At 71.8% G+C, this 15,269-nt stretch carries 12 protein-coding genes; 8 read left to right on the plus strand and 4 right to left on the minus strand.

Features of this window, described 5'->3' with window-relative positions; genetic code table 11:
- Positions 1-394 precede the first annotated feature (394 nt).
- Positions 395-1,480: an ATP-binding protein gene (locus tag WME76_RS36760; protein ID WP_437956852.1), complete on the plus strand. Its 1,086-nt coding sequence runs from the start codon at positions 395-397 to the stop codon at positions 1,478-1,480.
- Positions 1,481-1,494: 14 nt separating this feature from the next.
- Positions 1,495-3,897 carry a DUF5682 family protein gene (locus tag WME76_RS36765; RefSeq protein ID WP_437956853.1) on the plus strand — a complete coding sequence of 801 codons (2,403 nt, stop codon included), beginning with the start codon at positions 1,495-1,497 and terminating at the stop codon, positions 3,895-3,897.
- A gap of 262 nt (positions 3,898-4,159) precedes the next feature.
- Here WME76_RS36765 and WME76_RS36770 read toward each other — a convergent pair whose 3' ends face one another.
- From WME76_RS36770 to WME76_RS36780, 3 genes are all read right to left on the minus strand, one after another.
- Positions 4,160-5,080, minus strand: a complete 921-nt coding sequence (locus tag WME76_RS36770) for a transposase (protein WP_437286854.1) — start codon at positions 5,078-5,080, stop codon at positions 4,160-4,162.
- Positions 5,081-5,433: 353 nt separating this feature from the next.
- Complete coding sequence (locus WME76_RS36775; RefSeq protein WP_437956854.1) at positions 5,434-6,408, minus strand: hypothetical protein; 975 nt, start codon at positions 6,406-6,408, stop codon at positions 5,434-5,436.
- Positions 6,409-6,498: 90 nt separating this feature from the next.
- Positions 6,499-7,506, minus strand: coding sequence for a LysR family transcriptional regulator (locus WME76_RS36780; protein ID WP_437956855.1), 1,008 nt, complete (start codon positions 7,504-7,506; stop codon positions 6,499-6,501).
- A 157-nt stretch (positions 7,507-7,663) separates the two neighbouring features.
- Here WME76_RS36780 and WME76_RS36785 point away from each other — a divergent pair, with 157 nt between their 5' ends.
- The 6 genes from WME76_RS36785 (at position 7,664) to WME76_RS36810 (ending at position 13,719) form a co-directional block, all read left to right on the plus strand.
- The gene (locus WME76_RS36785) at positions 7,664-7,990 is read left to right on the plus strand and encodes a putative quinol monooxygenase (RefSeq protein ID WP_437956856.1); all 327 of its coding nucleotides are present in this window, start codon (positions 7,664-7,666) and stop codon (positions 7,988-7,990) included.
- Positions 7,991-8,063: 73 nt separating this feature from the next.
- Complete coding sequence (locus WME76_RS36790; RefSeq protein WP_437956857.1) at positions 8,064-8,378, plus strand: hypothetical protein; 315 nt, start codon at positions 8,064-8,066, stop codon at positions 8,376-8,378.
- A gap of 282 nt (positions 8,379-8,660) precedes the next feature.
- Positions 8,661-9,881, plus strand: coding sequence for a cytochrome P450 (locus WME76_RS36795; RefSeq protein ID WP_437956858.1), 1,221 nt, complete (start codon positions 8,661-8,663; stop codon positions 9,879-9,881).
- Between the two features lie 139 nt (positions 9,882-10,020).
- Entirely contained in the window at positions 10,021-11,481 is a 1,461-nt protein-coding gene (locus WME76_RS36800) for a sensor histidine kinase (protein WP_437956859.1), read from the plus strand.
- Positions 11,478-12,863: a sigma-54-dependent transcriptional regulator gene (locus WME76_RS36805; protein WP_437956860.1), complete on the plus strand. Its 1,386-nt coding sequence runs from the start codon at positions 11,478-11,480 to the stop codon at positions 12,861-12,863. Before WME76_RS36800 ends, WME76_RS36805 begins: the two co-directional genes overlap by 4 nt.
- A 187-nt stretch (positions 12,864-13,050) precedes the next feature.
- The gene (locus WME76_RS36810; RefSeq protein WP_437956861.1) at positions 13,051-13,719 is read left to right on the plus strand and encodes a UPF0158 family protein; all 669 of its coding nucleotides are present in this window, start codon (positions 13,051-13,053) and stop codon (positions 13,717-13,719) included.
- Here the strand turns inward: WME76_RS36810 and WME76_RS36815 are convergent.
- The gene (locus WME76_RS36815) at positions 13,675-15,201 is read right to left on the minus strand and encodes an ATP-binding protein (RefSeq protein WP_437956862.1); all 1,527 of its coding nucleotides are present in this window, start codon (positions 15,199-15,201) and stop codon (positions 13,675-13,677) included. The genes WME76_RS36810 and WME76_RS36815 overlap by 45 nt on opposite strands.
- Positions 15,202-15,269 lie beyond the last annotated feature (68 nt).

Genomic DNA, 15,269 nt, shown 5'->3' on the forward strand with positions numbered 1-15,269 from the left:
GCCGCATGTGGCACGTGCCCGCGGCACGGAGCTCAGCCAGCCCCGAACCCCTCCTCGGCTGACCCACTTTGACACATGGCAGATGTCGGGTGCACGCGCCCGGGGCCGTGTCGGCCTGTCATCGCGGCGGCGGTCCCAGGCCGCTAGGACGGCATCCCTTTGCTGTTGTGAGGACGAGGATCTCGCCAGGACACGAAGCCGGGTCGCGCCGGAGCTGTGGATCGCCTCTCGTTCGTTCCTCGGCGCCCATGGCGACTTCACGGCGCGCGCCGCAGGTCCTGCTGGACATGAAGGGGCGCCATGCGGCCATGACCCCATCGCTCGCCGCGCTCGCCCCTGCGCTCCTCGCCGAGCTCTCCCCGCGCCCCCGATCTGCGATAGCCTCTGCCGGCCCATGAGCGACCTGCGCCAGCCCGCCGAGACCAAGTACGAACACGAGCTCGCGGCCCTCGCCGCCGAGGATACGGCGCCGAGGCCGCCAGGGTGGCGGCTCTCGCCGAGGGCCGTGGAGACCTACATCCTCGGCAGCGACAAGCCCGTCGGCGGCGTCGCGATCACGCCCAAGTACATCGGCGATCGCTCGCTCGTGCAGGTCGCCCTCGCGACGCTCGCCTCCGACCGCGCGCTCATGCTCGTCGGCGAGCCAGGCACCGCGAAGAGCTGGCTCTCCGAGCACCTCTCCGCGGCCATCAGCGGGACGAGCGCCCTCGTCGTCCAGGGGACCGCGGGCACCAGCGAGGAGCACGTCAAATACGGCTGGAACTACGCCCTCCTCCTCGCCGAAGGGCCGTCGCAGAAGGCGCTCGTGCCCTCGCCCATCCTCCGCGCCATGCGCGACGGGCGGTTCGCGCGGTTCGAGGAGATCACCCGGACGTCGTCGGAGATCCAGGACGCGCTCATCTCCATCCTGTCCGAGAAGCAGATCGCTGTCCCGGAGCTCGACCAGGTGGTCTCCGCGCAGCGCGGGTTCAACCTCATCGCCACCGCCAACACCCGCGACCGCGGCGTCAACGAGATGAGCGCCGCGCTCAAGCGCCGCTTCAACTTCATCACCGTGCCGGTGGTCGACGACCTCGAGCAGGAGATCCGCATCGTGCAGAAGCGCGAGGCCGAGCTCCGCGGCGACTACCAGGTCGGCGTCGAGCCGCCGGCCGAGCTCGCGAAGCTGCTCGTCACGCTGTTCCAGGAGCTCCGCGCCGGCGTCACCAAGGACGGCAAGACCAAGGTGAAGACGCCCGGCTCGGTCCTGTCGACCGCGGAGGCGATCAGCGTGCTGTTCAACAGCGGGATCCTCGCGCAGCACTTCGGCACGGGGAAGGTCACGGCCGACGACCTGTCGCGCTCGCTCCTCGGCGCCGTGAGCAAGGAAGGCGGCGACGACCTCAAGGCCGTGCGCGAGTACTGCGAGACCGTGGCCAAGGGACGCGCGGGGCTCTGGAAGGAGTTCTACGCTGCCTCCAGGAAGCGGCTCGCGCCCTGAGAGAGGGAGACCCGATGGACCTCGACCGGCTCGCCGCCGTCCACCTCTTCCCGGTGCGCCATCACTCGCCGCGATCGAGCGCGACGCTGCGCGCATACCTCGACGAGGTGCGGCCGAAGGCGATCTTCGTCGAGGGGCCGAGCGACGCCACGGAGCTCCTCGAGGCGCTCGTCGATCCGAAGACCGTGCCGCCGGTCGCGATCCTCGGCTACCGCACCGACGGGACGCCCGCGTCGTCGCTGTGGCCGTTCGCCGCGTACTCGCCCGAGTACGTCGCGGTGAAGTGGGCCTTCGAGCACGGCGCGCGCGTGGAGCTCATCGACGTGCCCGTCGGCATGACCCTCGCGCCGTTCGAGGGCGCCACGGTCGGCCACGACGACGCCGAGGACCCGGGCGGCCACGAGCGCGAGGACGAGCGCGAGGGCGACGCGGAGCGCGGGGAGGACGCGGACGAGGCGGGCGACGACGACGGGGCGGCGGGCGCGGAGGGGGCGCAGGAGAGCATCTACGAGGCGTGCGCGAGGGCGCGAGGGTTCCGCTCGTTCGAGGAGTTCTGGGAGGCCTCGTTCGAGGCGCCCCGCTACGAGCCGAGGTCGTTCCGGGAGGCGCTCCTCGCCTACGCGGACCTCGCGCGCGGCGACGGCGATCGGCTGGTCCACCGGGCGCGCGACGCGTACATGGCGCGGCAGATCCTCGAACGCATGGGGCCGGACCTCGCCCCGAGCGAGGTTGCCGCCGTGCTCGGCGCGGCCCACGCGGCGGCGTTCGCGGCGCGCGACGTCGATCCCGCGCTCGAGGCGCGGCTGCCGGCGCCCGTGCCGTGCGCGGTGACGCTGATCCCGTTCAGCTTCCCGCGGCTGTCCGAGCAGCTCGGCTACGGCGCGGGGAACCGGGCGCCGCAGTACTACCAGCGCGCGCACGACGCGGGGGGCGACTTCCGGCGCGCAACGCTCGAGGTGCTGATCGATTTCACCGAGCACCTCCGACTGCGCGGGTTCATGGCGTCGCTCGCGGACACCATCGAGGCGTTCCGCCTGGCGGTCGCGCTCGCCGAGCTCCGCGGCAAAGCAGAGCCGGGCCTCGACGAGGTGCGCGAGGCGACGATCGCGACCATGTGCCGCGGCGACGCGACCCACGTTGACGGCTTCCTGTGGCCGGCGGTCATCGGGCGCAACGTCGGTCGGGTCGGGAGCCGGATCGGGAAGAATTCGCTCCAGGAGGAATTCTGGCGCGAGGTGCGAGAAAGAGGGCTCCCTGCAACGGACGCGCCCGAGTCGTTCCGGCTCTCTCTCACCAACCAGGTTGAGGTTGGAACGAGCGTGCTCCTGCACCGGCTCCGCATCGCCAAGATTCCGTACGCTGCGTACGCTGGCACACGAAGGACTGGAGTCGCGGCGCGGCGGCGCGGTCAGGCGGCGCAGGAGGTGCCGGCGGACGAGCTGCTTGGACAGCTCAGCGAGACATGGGAGGCGCAATGGACGCCGGCGACCGACGTTGCGTTGGTCGAGAAGATCGTCCTGGGCGACACGCTGGAGCAGGTGGCGACGCGACTGCTCGAGGAGGACCTCGCGGCGTGCCACACGACCGGCGAGGCCGCGGACGTGCTGCTGAACGGGGTGCTCGCGTCGAGCGCACGCGCCGTGGCCGCGGCGCTGCGCGCGTGCGACGAGTTCGCCGCGGGCGACAGCGATCTGCCGTCGCTGGCCCGGGCGTGCCGCGCGTTCGCGGGGCTCGCATCGTTCGGATCGTCGCGGTCGCTGTCATCGCTCGGCGACGGGGTGATCGCGCCGATGCTGGAGAAGACGTTCGCGCGCGCGGTCCTGCGCGTCCACGGAGGCTGCACGGGCAGCGACGAGGCGGTCGCCGCCGCCAAGGAGGCGCTGCGCACACTGCACGACGTCGCGCTGTCGCAGCCGATCGTCGACCGCGGGGCGTGGCTCGACGCGGCGCGGGGACTCGTGGAGAGCGAGGCGGTGAACCCGACGGCGTCCGGCCTCGCGTGCGGGCTGCTCTACCTGGCGCAGGCGATCGACGACGCAGACGTGGCGCGGGTCGTCGGCCTGCGGCTCGGGGGCGCGGCCGCGCCCGAGGCGGCGGCGTCGTTCCTGGCCGGGTTCCTCGAGGTGAACGCGTTGGTGCTGGTGAAGAGCCGGCCCGTGGTCGAGGCGCTGGACACGTTCCTCCGGGGGATCGCGCCGGAGCGCTTCAAGGACACGCTGCCGGTACTTCGGCGCGCGTTCGCGGGGCTCGGCGCGACGGAGCGGCGGTACCTGCTCGAGAACGTGCTCGCGGCGCGAAAGCTGGGGGGCAAGGCGCGCGCGGCGCAGGCGGTGCTCCTGGAGAAGGACCGGGAGAAGCTGAAGGAGATGAGCGAGGACCTCTCGCAGGCGATGGACGACCTGGACGAGTTGCTCTGAGAAGACACGACCCGAACCAGGTTGAGTTCTAGGTTCACGGTACAGAACGGTTCCCTTCGGTCAAGCATAGCCCTCGACACCACGGATTCTGTTCCGCTGCTTGCACGCTCAACACGGCGTGACGTATGCGCGTGATGCCGCATGGAGGATCTACCACTTGCTGGACCTCCTGAAGGCACACGTTCGCCTGAGGGCGTGTCGGTGTCGTCGCCCACCCCTTGAACCTTCTGGCCATCCCACTATCCCGCTCCCGCGGGCGGTTCTACACCACCAGCACCACGTCACTCACGCTGACCCCGTGAAACATTCGCATCCACCATGTCCCCACCGGGAATACGGCGCTGCGTACACCGGCACGCCAGCGTTCGAGCGCCGCACGGTACGACGCGCGGAACGCCCGCACGGACGCAGCAGCGGTTTGCCACGCTCCTCCCTGCTCGCGGCCCACCGCAAACGTAGGATTGCGGCCACGCAGCGCCTCGAAGCTCGTGGCACGCTGGTAAGGTGAGACGTTGCCGGCTCGCTCGGCACCAAAGAAGCGGAGGCCATGCCGCTCCACCTCGGCATGGGCCAGCGCCTCCTGTCGCTCGAGCTCGGCTGCGATCTCGCCGCGGAAGGCCTCCGCGGCGTCCTGCTCGATGGTGGGCGGCAGTGTGAGCGGTAGCGTTGCTTCCTGGGGCCACCGTGGATTTTCCGGGTCGAGGTACGCCGAGGGACGAGCTGCGTGCATCATGCCGTGGCCGATCTCGCCCACATCTACCTTGGCGCCGGGCCATTCACTCGAATGACGGACGAGACCGGCAGCAACAGGGTTTGCAAGGACATAGGCAATCTTTTCCACAACCGCCGCGCGAGTCAGCAGCCGTACCACGCTCGTGGCTTCATGGTCCCATACCGGGCCCTCCCACTTGCGCAGCACCTTCGTGCCAAGCGCGACGATGCGATGAAAGAATTGCAAGAAGCGCGGCAGGACGCCCTGCACATCGGTCACGACAAGGTGCAGATGCGTCGACATCGCGCAAAGGGCATGAACCTCAACGCCATAGCGGCGGGCCGCGACAGCAAGGGCATAGACCAAGAACTGGTTGATGGCTGCATCGGGGCGAAACAGGAGATGCCGGCGCAGAACGCGACGGGTGATCAGGTACGTGGCGCCGGGAGCGATCTCGCGAGGCTGGCTCATGGCTGGATCACGTAGACAAGCGCTGCGCCATCAAGCGATGCGAATGATTTCAAATATTTACCCCGCTGGGGGGGGTGGCGGCCGCGATTTCCGCCAGTTTCCGCCACGCTGGGCCGCCGCGCGTCAGCGGACCTCAACCTGGGGTCGGGTCCCGGACCTCAACCTGGGTCGGGTCGACATCAGGCCTCAACCTGGGTCGGGTCGTGGTCGTGCCGGACCTCAACCTGGGTCGAGTCGACAACATGGGTCGGGTCGCCGGACCTCAACCTGGGTCGGGTCGACATCAGGCCTCAACCTGGGTCGGGTCGACATCAGGCCTCAACCTGGGTCGGGTCGTGGCCCAAGCCGCAGGCTCACTCGTCCTGGCCGGCCCGCGACCAGCCGCCGAGCTTGACGCCCGGCGTCTGCGCCAGGAACGCCTGCACGGCGGGCGGCGGCGACGCCCACGCCGCGAGGCGCCCCGGGCTCCGCGGGATCGGCGCCGTCGCCGAGCGCGAGTAGGAGCTCCACGCGCCGTCGCCGCAGGCATAGCAGGCGGAGCGCGCGAGCTGCGCGGTGAGCCGGAGCGACCCCCGCGCGTCGTAGGCCGGCGCGACCTTCACGAGCTGCGGTAGATCCTTCTCTCGCCGCGCGGCCTCCGGGTCCTCCTCGAGGTCGTCGAGCGTCGCCTCGGCCGCGCGCTGCAGCGACGGCACGCCGGACACCTCGGCGAGCAGGTCGACCGCCGCGCCGCGCTCGGCGTCCCACACCGTGAACGCGGCGCCCTCGGAGCCGTGCGCGCCGCAGAGATCGCTGTACGTGCGCTCCTCGATGAACAGGTACGGCCCCACGCTGCCGATCAGCGCGGCGCTGTGCTGGAACTCGTTGCTCTCGTCCTGGTCCGGCGCCGTGACCACCGCCTGGCGCTCGCCGTCCCCGCGCAGCACGAGCTCCGCGTCGGTCGCCGTCCCCTCGCCCGGCTCGCGCGTGTCCCCGTCCCAGAGCTCGCAGGGCGTGGTCTCGACCTCCTTCGCGCGCGCCTCCCAGCGCCACTCCCCGCGCCGGGTCGCCACGACGATCCCGGGCTCCTCGCGGATCACCGCGCCGCCCTCGGCGACGTGCCACGTCCTCGGCGTCCCCTCGCCCGTGCTGCCCCAGATCAGGACCACCCCGGCCGTCGCGGCGTCCCCGGCCGCCTGGGGCTCGGACGGGCGCGGGGCGGGCGCGAGCTGGATGTCGGTGGAGGCGGCGGGCGCAGGCCGCGGCCGGGCGGCACAGCCGGAGATCAGCGCCAGCGAGACGATCAACGCAGCAGGTCGGGAGCGCAGCATGCGGAGCCGAGAGAGCATGGTGTGTGCCGTGGACCGCGGCCAGGAAAGCCGCGCGGCGCGCGCTGAAGGTGTAGCCGCGCGCCCACGCCGCGTGGCACGAGCGCCCCGTCACCGCTTCGAGGCCCGACGATCGAGCGCCGACGCGGGCGGCGCCGCACCGCGCCGGACGCCGGAAACTCGGCCGTCAGGTCCCGCCCCCGGCGCGGGGGATCCCGGATCTAGCGCGACGGCCCGCTGGATGGCGTCGCGGAGCCACCGGTGGCCCTCGTCGTGCTCGGAGCGCTCCGGCCAGACGAGCGTCAGCGTGTAGCCCTCGAGCGCGAACGGGCACGGCCGCACCGCGAGATCGAGCCTCCGGGCCAGGGCCGCGGCGACGCGCGCGGACACGGTGAGCAGCAGGTCGGAGCCGGAGACGATGAACGGGGCGACCAGGAAATGGGACACGGTCAGCGCCACCCGCCGGCGCAATCCCTGCTCCGCCAGCGCCCGATCGATGACGCCATGGTCCTCCCCGTGCGGCGAGACCATCAGGTGCTCGCAGGCAGCGTAGCGCGCCGCGGTGAGCGGTCCCCGGGACGCCGGGTGTCCGCGGCGCATCACACAGACGATCTCCTCGGCCGCGAGCAGCGTGGAGCGACAGCCGTCGGGCACGGGTCCGCCGCGCCCGAGCTTGCCGTCGAGCTCGCCGCGGCGCAGGAGCTCGGCGAAGTCGGCCGGGATGTTCCGGCAGCGCAGGTTGACGCGCGGCGCCTCGACGGCGAGGAGCGCGGTCAGCGCCGGGAGCACGAGCAGCTCGAGGTTGTCGGTCGCGACAAGCCGGAACGTGCGCTGCGACCGACGCGGGTCGAACCGATCGACCGGGCGGAAGACCTGCTCGAGCCGCTCGACCGCCTCGGCCGCCCGCGGGGCCAGGTCCCGCGCGCGCTCGCTCAGCGTCATCTGCCGACCGACCTGGATGAGCAGCGGGTCCTCGAAATGGGCGCGCAGCCGCGCGAGCGCGTGGCTCATCGAGGGCTGCGTCACGCCCACGCGGCGCGCGGCGCGCGTGACGCTCTTCTCCTGGAGCAGGGCGTGCAACGCCACGACGAGGTGGGTGTCGACCGACTGCAGGCGCATGGTCGATGGATAGCACGGCGATCCATCGACGCTGTCTATGGCTCGCCGCGCCGACTGTCGATTCGACGCCCGGGGCGCGGGTGCCTATCTCTCCTCTCCGGACGGCCCATGCCGCCGCGCGGCGCGCGCCTGCCCCCCGGCCGAGGAGAGCAACCCCATGATCATCGAGTACATCCGCTACACGATCCCCGCGGAGCAAGAGAAGGAGTTCCTGGCCGCCTACCGCGACGCCGCGGCGGAGCTGCGCGGCTCGGAGCACTGCCTCGATTACGAGATCTCCCGCTGCGTCGAAGATCCGACGAGCTTCGTCGTCCGCATCTGCTGGGACTCGCTGCAAGGCCACCTCCAGGGCTTCCGCAAGGCGGCGGCGTTCCCGTCGTTCTTCGCCAAGGTGAAGCCGTTCTACGAGCGTATCCAGGAGATGAGGCACTACGCCTTGACCGACGTCGCCGCGCGGCAGGCGGGGACGGCCGCGACGGGCTGACGGGTAGACCGCCGAGGCGCTCGCTGTTGCAGCGCGGCTTCCGCCGCGCCGCCGGCAGGTGCAGGATGGGGCCATGGGAAAGCCGCCGACGCTCGACCGAGACCACCGCCGCGCCCCGCGCGCGCCCGCCGCCGCCCTCATCGCGCTCCTCGCAGCCGGCGCCGCGCTCGCGGCCTGCTCCAGGAGCACCGGGGGGCCGAAGCACCGCGAGGCGGCGCCGGAGCGCGACAGCGCCTGCACGGATCCGGCGAAGCCCAGGGCGTACTTCTATCCTGCGGAGAACCGGACGGACTACGCGCCTGACGATCCCTGGAAAGACGGCTGCGCCATGCTGGTGCCAGATCACCTGTTCTGCTGTCCGGACAAGGCCTCCACCGGCTCGCCCTGATCCGCTCCGTCCGCCGCGCGCATCCATGCCGCTCGTCCGGAGCGCAGCCGCAATGCGCGCGTGCGCCACACCTGCCGCGAACGTCCCACACGCCCCGCCTGCAGGCTGAACGCAGGGCGCCCTGCGGAGCGTCGCGCGCCCATCTCGGGCGCCGTCGCGCGGCGATCGACGCGCAGGCAGCGCGCTTCACGGCGGCGTGGGGATACCCTAGCCTGGCCGTGGCTGTCCGCCGCCACGGGCGCAACAAGCCGCGCCAGGGGCGCCACAAGGAAAGAAGGACTCATGGCCGTTCCCTCTGGATTCGACCTCACGAGCGAGCGCTTCTTCGCCGACCCCTTCCCGACGCTCGAGCGGCTCCGGACCGAGGCGCCGGTCTACTTCTTCGAGCCGCTACAGTGCTTCCTCATCACCGCTCCTGCCGACATCGAGGGGCTCGTGAGGGACTCGAGCTTCACCGCGCGCCGGGCGACGGCGCTCCTCGGCGGCCTCGGCATGCTCGGCGAGGACGAGCTCTCGAGGAAGACGTTCGACTCCCTGTCCCGGCTCGCCTTCTTCCAGGACCCGCCGCGCCACACGCAGCTTCGACAGCTCATCATGAAAGGGTTCTCGCCCTCGGCCGTCGAGTGGATGCGCCCGCGGGTCGCGGGGCTCGTGCAGCGGGCCATCGAGACGGCGCGGCGCGACGGCGAGATGGATGTCGTCTCGGCGTTCTCCGAGGCGGTCGCGCTCAACACGCTGGCCGAGATGTTCGTGATCCCCGAGGCCGATCGCCCGCAGTTCCTGAGATGGTCGACGGATCTCTTGAAGCTCGCCGGCGGCGGGGTGAGCTCGGAGGAGCAGAAGCGCGAGGTGAAGCAGAGCTGCTGCGACATGCTCGACTACATGACGAGGCTCGTCGAGGAGCGCCGGAAGGCGCCGGGCGAGGACGTCGCGAGCAGGTTCATCGCGGCGGAGGACGGTGACACCGAGCTCGCGGGCGAGGCGGCCATGCAGTGCTTCCAGATGGTCGCCGCCGGATTCGTCACCTCCGTGAACCAGATCGCGAACACCGTGCTCGCGCTCCTCAACCACCCCGCAGAGCTCGCGAAGCTCCGGGAGGCGCCGGACCTCGTCCGCGGCGCGGTCGAGGAGAGCCTGCGCTTCGAGCCGTCCGTGCTCTCCCTCAGCCGCATGTGCAAGAGGGACACGGAGATCCGGGGCGCCAGGGTGTCCGAGGGGCAGTTCGTCTTCGCGATGATCGCCGCAGCGAACCGCGATCCCGGGCTGTTCTCCGAGCCGGATCGCTTCGATATCACCCGGCAGCAGAGCCGGCACCTGACCTTCGGGAGCGGCGCTCATTACTGCCCGGGGGCCCCGCTCATCCGGATGGAAGTGGAGGAGTCGCTGCGCGCCCTGCTCTCACTGCCGCGCTGGGAGCTCGCCGAACAGACGTTGAGCTACGCCGGGTCGAACCTGCAGGACCGCGGGCCGAGCTCGCTGCGCGTTCGCTTCCCCGCCGCCTGAGCGGGCGAGCGCGGCGCCACGGCAGGACGGCCGACACGGGTGCCGCACAACGCGGCATGTCGCATTTTGCGACGGCGTCGAGCGGGCGGCTGGACGCGCGCACCTGCGCCGCGCGCCACCTGCGCTACGACGCCGGGCGATGAAGCTCGCGCGCAAGCTGACGCTCGCCCTCGTGTTCGGGGTCTTCCTCGTGCTCGCGCTGAGCGCCTACGCCCAGATCCGCAGAGACGCCCTGGTGTTCGAGAACGACGTCCAGCGCGATCACCACACGATGGGGCGCGCGCTCGCGGCCGCCGTCATGGAGGTGTGGCGCTCCGAGGGCGCGGCGCGGGCGCTGCGCCTGGTGGAAGACGCCAACGAGCGGGAACAGCAGGTGAACATCCGCTGGGTCTGGCTCGACGGCCAGGCCGACGAGCCCCATCGCCCCCGGCTGGCCCCGGAGCTGCTCGTCCCCGTCGCCGGGGGGCAAGCGGTCGTGCGCCGGATCCCCCAGAAAGACGCGGATCTGCTCGTGACCTGCGTGCCGGTGCCCGTGCCCGGCGACCGCGCCGGCGCGCTCGAGCTCTCCGAGTCGCTCGCGGGCGCGCGCCGCTACATCCGGAGCATGATCCTGAGCACGGCGATCACCACAGCCGCGCTGACGCTGGTATGTGGGTTGCTTACAACGGGCCTCGGAGTCTGGCTGGTGGGACGCCCCATGCGCACGTTGATCGACCAGGCGCGGCGGATCGGCGCCGGCGATCTCTCCAGGCGGCTGGCGCTGCGCCAGGAAGACGAGATCGGCGAGCTCGGGCGCGAGATGAACGCGATGTGCGACCGCCTCGCCGCGGCGAACCAGAGGCTCGAGTCCGAGGCCGCCGCGCGGATCGCCGCGCTCCAGCAGCTCCGTCACGCCGAGCGGCTCGCGACCGTCGGCAAGCTCGCGTCCGGGATCGCGCACGAGCTGGGCGCGCCCCTCCAGGTCGTCACGGGGCGCGCGCGCATGCTCGTCGACGGCGACGTGTCGGGCGATGAGGTGCCGAGCAATGGTCAGATCATCCTCGAGCAGTCGCAGCGGATGACCCAGATCATCCGTCAGCTGCTCGACTTCGCCCGGCGCCGCAGCGCCGAGAAGCAGGAGACCGCGCTCCGGGGCGTCATCCGCGGCACGTTCACGATGCTGAAGCCGCTGGCGGACAAGCAGGGTGTCACGATCGTCGAGGAGGGAGACACGCCGGATCGGCTGGTGCACGCCGACGCCGACCAGCTCCAGCAGGCGCTCACGAACGTGGTGGTCAACGCGATCCAGGCCATGCCGTCCGGCGGCACGATCGCGGTGCGCGCCCAGACCGTCCGCGCCAGGCCCCCGGCCGATCAGGGAGGGGCCGAGGGCGACTACATCGCGCTGTCGGTGCGCGACGAGGGACAGGGCATGAAGGCCGACGTCCTCGAGCACGTCTTCGAGCCGTTCTTCACGACCAAGCCCGTCGGCGAGGGCACCGGGCTCGGCCTGTCGGTCGCCTACGGCATCATCAAGGAGCACGGCGGCTGGATCGACGTCGACAGCCACGCCGGCTCGGGGAGCCAGTTCACGATGTACCTGCCGCAGGAGAAGCCATGAGCGGACGCGTCCTGATCGTCGACGATGAGCGGGGCGTCTGCGAGCTCCTCGACGCCGGGCTGAGGAAGCGGGGCTTCCAGGCGGCGTGGCGCACGTCGGCCGCCGAGGCGCTCGCGCTCCTCGGCGCGGAGGACTTCGACGTCGTCGTCACCGACATGACCATGCGCGGCATGAGCGGCCTCGATCTCTGCGAGCGCATCGCCCAGAACCGGCCCGATCTGCCGGTCATCGTCATCACCGCGTTCGGGAGCCTCGACACCGCCACGTCGGCCATCCGCGCCGGCGCCTACGACTTCGTGACCAAGCCGTTCGAGCTCGACGCGCTCCGGCTCACCGTCGAGCGCGCGCTGCGCCACCGCGCCCTCCGCGAGGAGGTGCGCCGGCTGCGGCGCGCCGTGGACGACTCCCACCGTTACGAGCAGATCCTCGGCGGCAGCCCGGCGATGAAGGGCGTGTTCGATCTGCTCGACCGGGTCGCCGACTCGGACACATCGATCCTCATCACCGGCGAGAGCGGCACCGGCAAGGAGCTCGTCGCGCGCGCCGTGCACCAGCGCAGCCGGCGCGGCCAGGGCGCGTTCGTCGCGGTGAACTGCGCGGCGGTCCCGGACGCCCTGCTCGAGAGCGAGCTGTTCGGCCACGCGCGGGGCGCCTTCACCGACGCCAAGGGGCCGAGGAGCGGCCTGTTCGCGCGGGCCCACGGCGGCACCCTGTTCCTCGACGAGATCGGCGAGCTGCCGGTCGGGCTCCAGCCGAAGCTCCTGCGCGCCCTCCAGGAGCGCGTCGTCCGGCCCGTCGGCGCGGACGAGGAGGTCCCCGTCGACGTGCGGCTCATCGCGGCGACCAACCGCGACCTCGAAACCGCGATCGAGGAGCGCCGCTTCCGCGAGGACCTCTATTACCGGATCAACGTGGTCCACGTCGATCTGCCGCCGCTCCGCTCCCGCGGCGCCGACGTGCTCCTGCTCGCGCAGCGCTTCCTCGAGCACTTCGCGACCGTCAAGGAGCGGCCGATCAAGGGCCTCTCTGCGCCAGCGGCCGAGAAGCTCGTCGCCTACGCGTGGCCCGGCAACGTCCGCGAGCTCCAGAACTGCGTCGAGCGGGCGGTCGCGCTCGCGCGGTACGATCAGATCACGGTCGACGATCTCCCCGAGAAGATACGGAGCTACCGGAGCTCCCACGTCCTGGTCTCCAGCGACGACCCGACCGAGCTCGTTCCCATGGAGGAGGTCGAGCGGCGCTACATCCTGCGCGTCCTGGAGGTGGTCGGCGGGAACAAGAGCCAGGCAGCCCAGATCCTGGGCTTCGATCGAGCGACCCTGTACCGGAAGCTCGAGCGGTACGGCCTGCGCGCGGGGCGCGCGAGCGACCCGAAGCCGTGACCCGCCCGGCGTCGCGCCGGAGGTGATGCCCAGAGCGCCTCACGGCGGCGACTCCGCTCGTCCCGCGCGCTGTTGCAGAACGCGACACCCGCGCCGCCGCGCGATCGGCAGCGCCGCTCGCGGGCGCGCGCGGGCGCCCGCGACTCTGCCTCGTGGCATGAGAGCTGCCTGAAAGCCGGGCGCGAACATGAGCCACACCACGGCGAAGTCCGCCGCTCCGGGCCGGAGAGTGCCAGTCGACTGGATCGCGCTCGCGAACGCCTTCGACAACATCGCTCGAGGCGTGCGCCATTTCCTTCACCTCGACACGGGCGCCGTGCTCCGGCTGAACGAGCGGCTCGTCGATCCCGCCACGCGCGCGCGCATCGAGGAGGATCCGGGGTGCGTGCTCATCGAGGCCATCGCCGCTCGGGACCAGTATCGATGGCTGGAGGCGTTCATCCCGACGGTCGACGATCTGGAGTTCCGGCTGGCGCTCCTGCACAGCATGCAGGGCCCAGGGTCGTTCCGGCGGTTCAAGGCCGCGCTCTCGTCCAGACCGGAGCAGCTCCGCCGCTGGCGCGCCTTCCGGCAGGAGCAGATCCGGGTCGCCATCCTCCGGTGGTTTCACGCCCGCGGCCTGACGCCCGTCGCCCTCGAGCACGCGCGGCCGGACGCGCGCTCCGAGCCGCCGAGATCCCGCCCCGCCGACGCGGCCCGCCAGCAGCTTTACGCCGCGGCGGACAGCCTCTCTCCCCAGGACCTCCACGCGCTGACGTCGCTCGCGGAGTTCCTGCGCGCGGCGCGCTCCGCGCTGCAGATCCCCGCGGACTCATCCATGGGAGACGCCGCGCGGGCCGTCCGCCTGCTCCCTTGAAGGCGAGCGCGGCAGCTCGATCCGGAAGACCGAGCCGGCGCCGGGACGGCTCTCGACGAGGAGCCGGCCGCCGTGCGCGTCGACGATGCGCTTCGCCACCGCGAGGCCGAGGCCCGTGCCCGGGATGGATCCAGACGAGGACTTGAGTCGACGGAACGGCTCGAAGAGGTGCGCCAGCTCCGCGGGCTCGATCCCGAGCCCTCGATCGCGAATGGCGATCTCGGCCCCATCGCCGCCCGCGCGGACCGCCACGTCGATCTGCCCCCCGGCGGGGGAATACTTGAGCGCGTTCGACAGCAGGTTGTTCAGCACCTGCGCGATCCGGGTCGCGTCGCAGGGGACGAGCACCGGTGTCTCGGGGAGCGACAGCTCGATGGGGTGCTCCGGCGAGACAGGGCGATAGAGGTCCACCGCCTCCTGCGCGAGGTCGCGCAGATCGCGCGCCTCCACCCGGAGATCGAGCTTGCAGGCCTCGATCTGGGACGCGTCGAGCAGGTCCCCGACCATGCGCTCGAGCCGGTCGACCTGCCGCCCCACGAGCGCCATGGTCCGGCGCACGTTCGACGCCGGGGGCAGGCTGTCGAGGTCGAGGACGTGCACGGACATCCGGAGCGCCGAGAGCGGGTTCCTGAGGTCGTGGGCCACGCCGCCGAGGAACGCGAACTGCGCCTCGCGCTGGCGCTCCAGCGACTCCGCCGTGTCGTTGAAGGCGCGCGCGATCTCCCCGAGCTCGCGCGGCCCGATCAGCGGCGCGCGCGCGGCGCGGTCGCCCGCGCCATAGCGCCCGATCGCCTCCTGGATCGCGACGATCGGGCGGTAGATGAGCCGCCGCGCGCTGAGGAGGACCGTGGAAGCGCCCGCGAGGAAGAACACGACCGCCGCCACGCCGGCGCCGGTCGTGCGCCGGGTCAGGTGCGCGACGAGCGCCTCCGACGCGCGGGCCTGCTGGAGGTTGATCTCGACCAGGTGATCGAGCGCCTTGAACGCCTCGTCGAGGGCGGGGTCGTGCACGCCGAGCAGGGCGGGATCGCGCGCGCCAGGCGCCGACGGGAGCTCGCGGGCGTCGGCGGCGCGGCGCCGGGCGAGGTAGTCCTCCACGCGCCGCTCGGCGTGCTCGAGGATCTCGCCCTCCTCCGGGCTGCTCACGTGGCCGCGCGCCGCGGCGAGGCCGCTCCTCAGGCCGTGCTCCCACGCCGCCACGGAGGGGGCCAGCTCTCCGCGGTCGGAGCCGACCGCGCGGCCGCTCTGGTGCGCGTCGAGCAGGAGGTCGATCTCCAGCCGCTCCACGAGCCGGACGCTCTCGACCGTGGCGCCGAGGATCCTGGTGGCCTGTTGCATGGTCGTCGACGCGACCATCAGCGCGCCGGCGACCACGATGGCCACGCTCGTGAGAAGAAGCGTGGCGGCCCCGAGGAGCGCGCTCAGGCGCACGGGCCGCGGAAAACGGAGCCAGCTCAGGCCCCGCGGAGTTCTCCGTCCCATCCTCCTGCGTTGGTTCGGATCCGCGCCGGATGCAACGTCGCCTCGATGGAGAGATCGAATGGCAGAGG

The sequence above is a fragment of the Sorangium sp. So ce119 genome, assembly GCF_051524405.1.
Taxonomy (GTDB): Bacteria; Myxococcota_A; Polyangia; order Polyangiales; family Polyangiaceae; genus Sorangium; species Sorangium cellulosum_G.

What these genes read in the sequence shown, in the direction of transcription:
- WME76_RS36760 (WP_437956852.1), top strand. Translation starts at nt 395, where the DNA reads ATGAGCGACCTGCGCCAGCCCGCCGAGACCAAGTACGAACACGAGCTC.
- WME76_RS36765 (WP_437956853.1), top strand. Translation starts at nt 1,495, where the DNA reads ATGGACCTCGACCGGCTCGCCGCCGTCCACCTCTTCCCGGTGCGCCAT.
- WME76_RS36770 (WP_437286854.1), bottom strand. Translation starts at nt 5,080, where the DNA reads ATGAGCCAGCCTCGCGAGATCGCTCCCGGCGCCACGTACCTGATCACC.
- WME76_RS36775 (WP_437956854.1), bottom strand. Translation starts at nt 6,408, where the DNA reads ATGCTCTCTCGGCTCCGCATGCTGCGCTCCCGACCTGCTGCGTTGATC.
- WME76_RS36780 (WP_437956855.1), bottom strand. Translation starts at nt 7,506, where the DNA reads ATGCGCCTGCAGTCGGTCGACACCCACCTCGTCGTGGCGTTGCACGCC.
- WME76_RS36785 (WP_437956856.1), top strand. Translation starts at nt 7,664, where the DNA reads ATGATCATCGAGTACATCCGCTACACGATCCCCGCGGAGCAAGAGAAG.
- WME76_RS36790 (WP_437956857.1), top strand. Translation starts at nt 8,064, where the DNA reads ATGGGAAAGCCGCCGACGCTCGACCGAGACCACCGCCGCGCCCCGCGC.
- WME76_RS36795 (WP_437956858.1), top strand. Translation starts at nt 8,661, where the DNA reads ATGGCCGTTCCCTCTGGATTCGACCTCACGAGCGAGCGCTTCTTCGCC.
- WME76_RS36800 (WP_437956859.1), top strand. Translation starts at nt 10,021, where the DNA reads ATGAAGCTCGCGCGCAAGCTGACGCTCGCCCTCGTGTTCGGGGTCTTC.
- WME76_RS36805 (WP_437956860.1), top strand. Translation starts at nt 11,478, where the DNA reads ATGAGCGGACGCGTCCTGATCGTCGACGATGAGCGGGGCGTCTGCGAG.
- WME76_RS36810 (WP_437956861.1), top strand. Translation starts at nt 13,051, where the DNA reads ATGAGCCACACCACGGCGAAGTCCGCCGCTCCGGGCCGGAGAGTGCCA.
- WME76_RS36815 (WP_437956862.1), bottom strand. Translation starts at nt 15,201, where the DNA reads ATGGGACGGAGAACTCCGCGGGGCCTGAGCTGGCTCCGTTTTCCGCGG.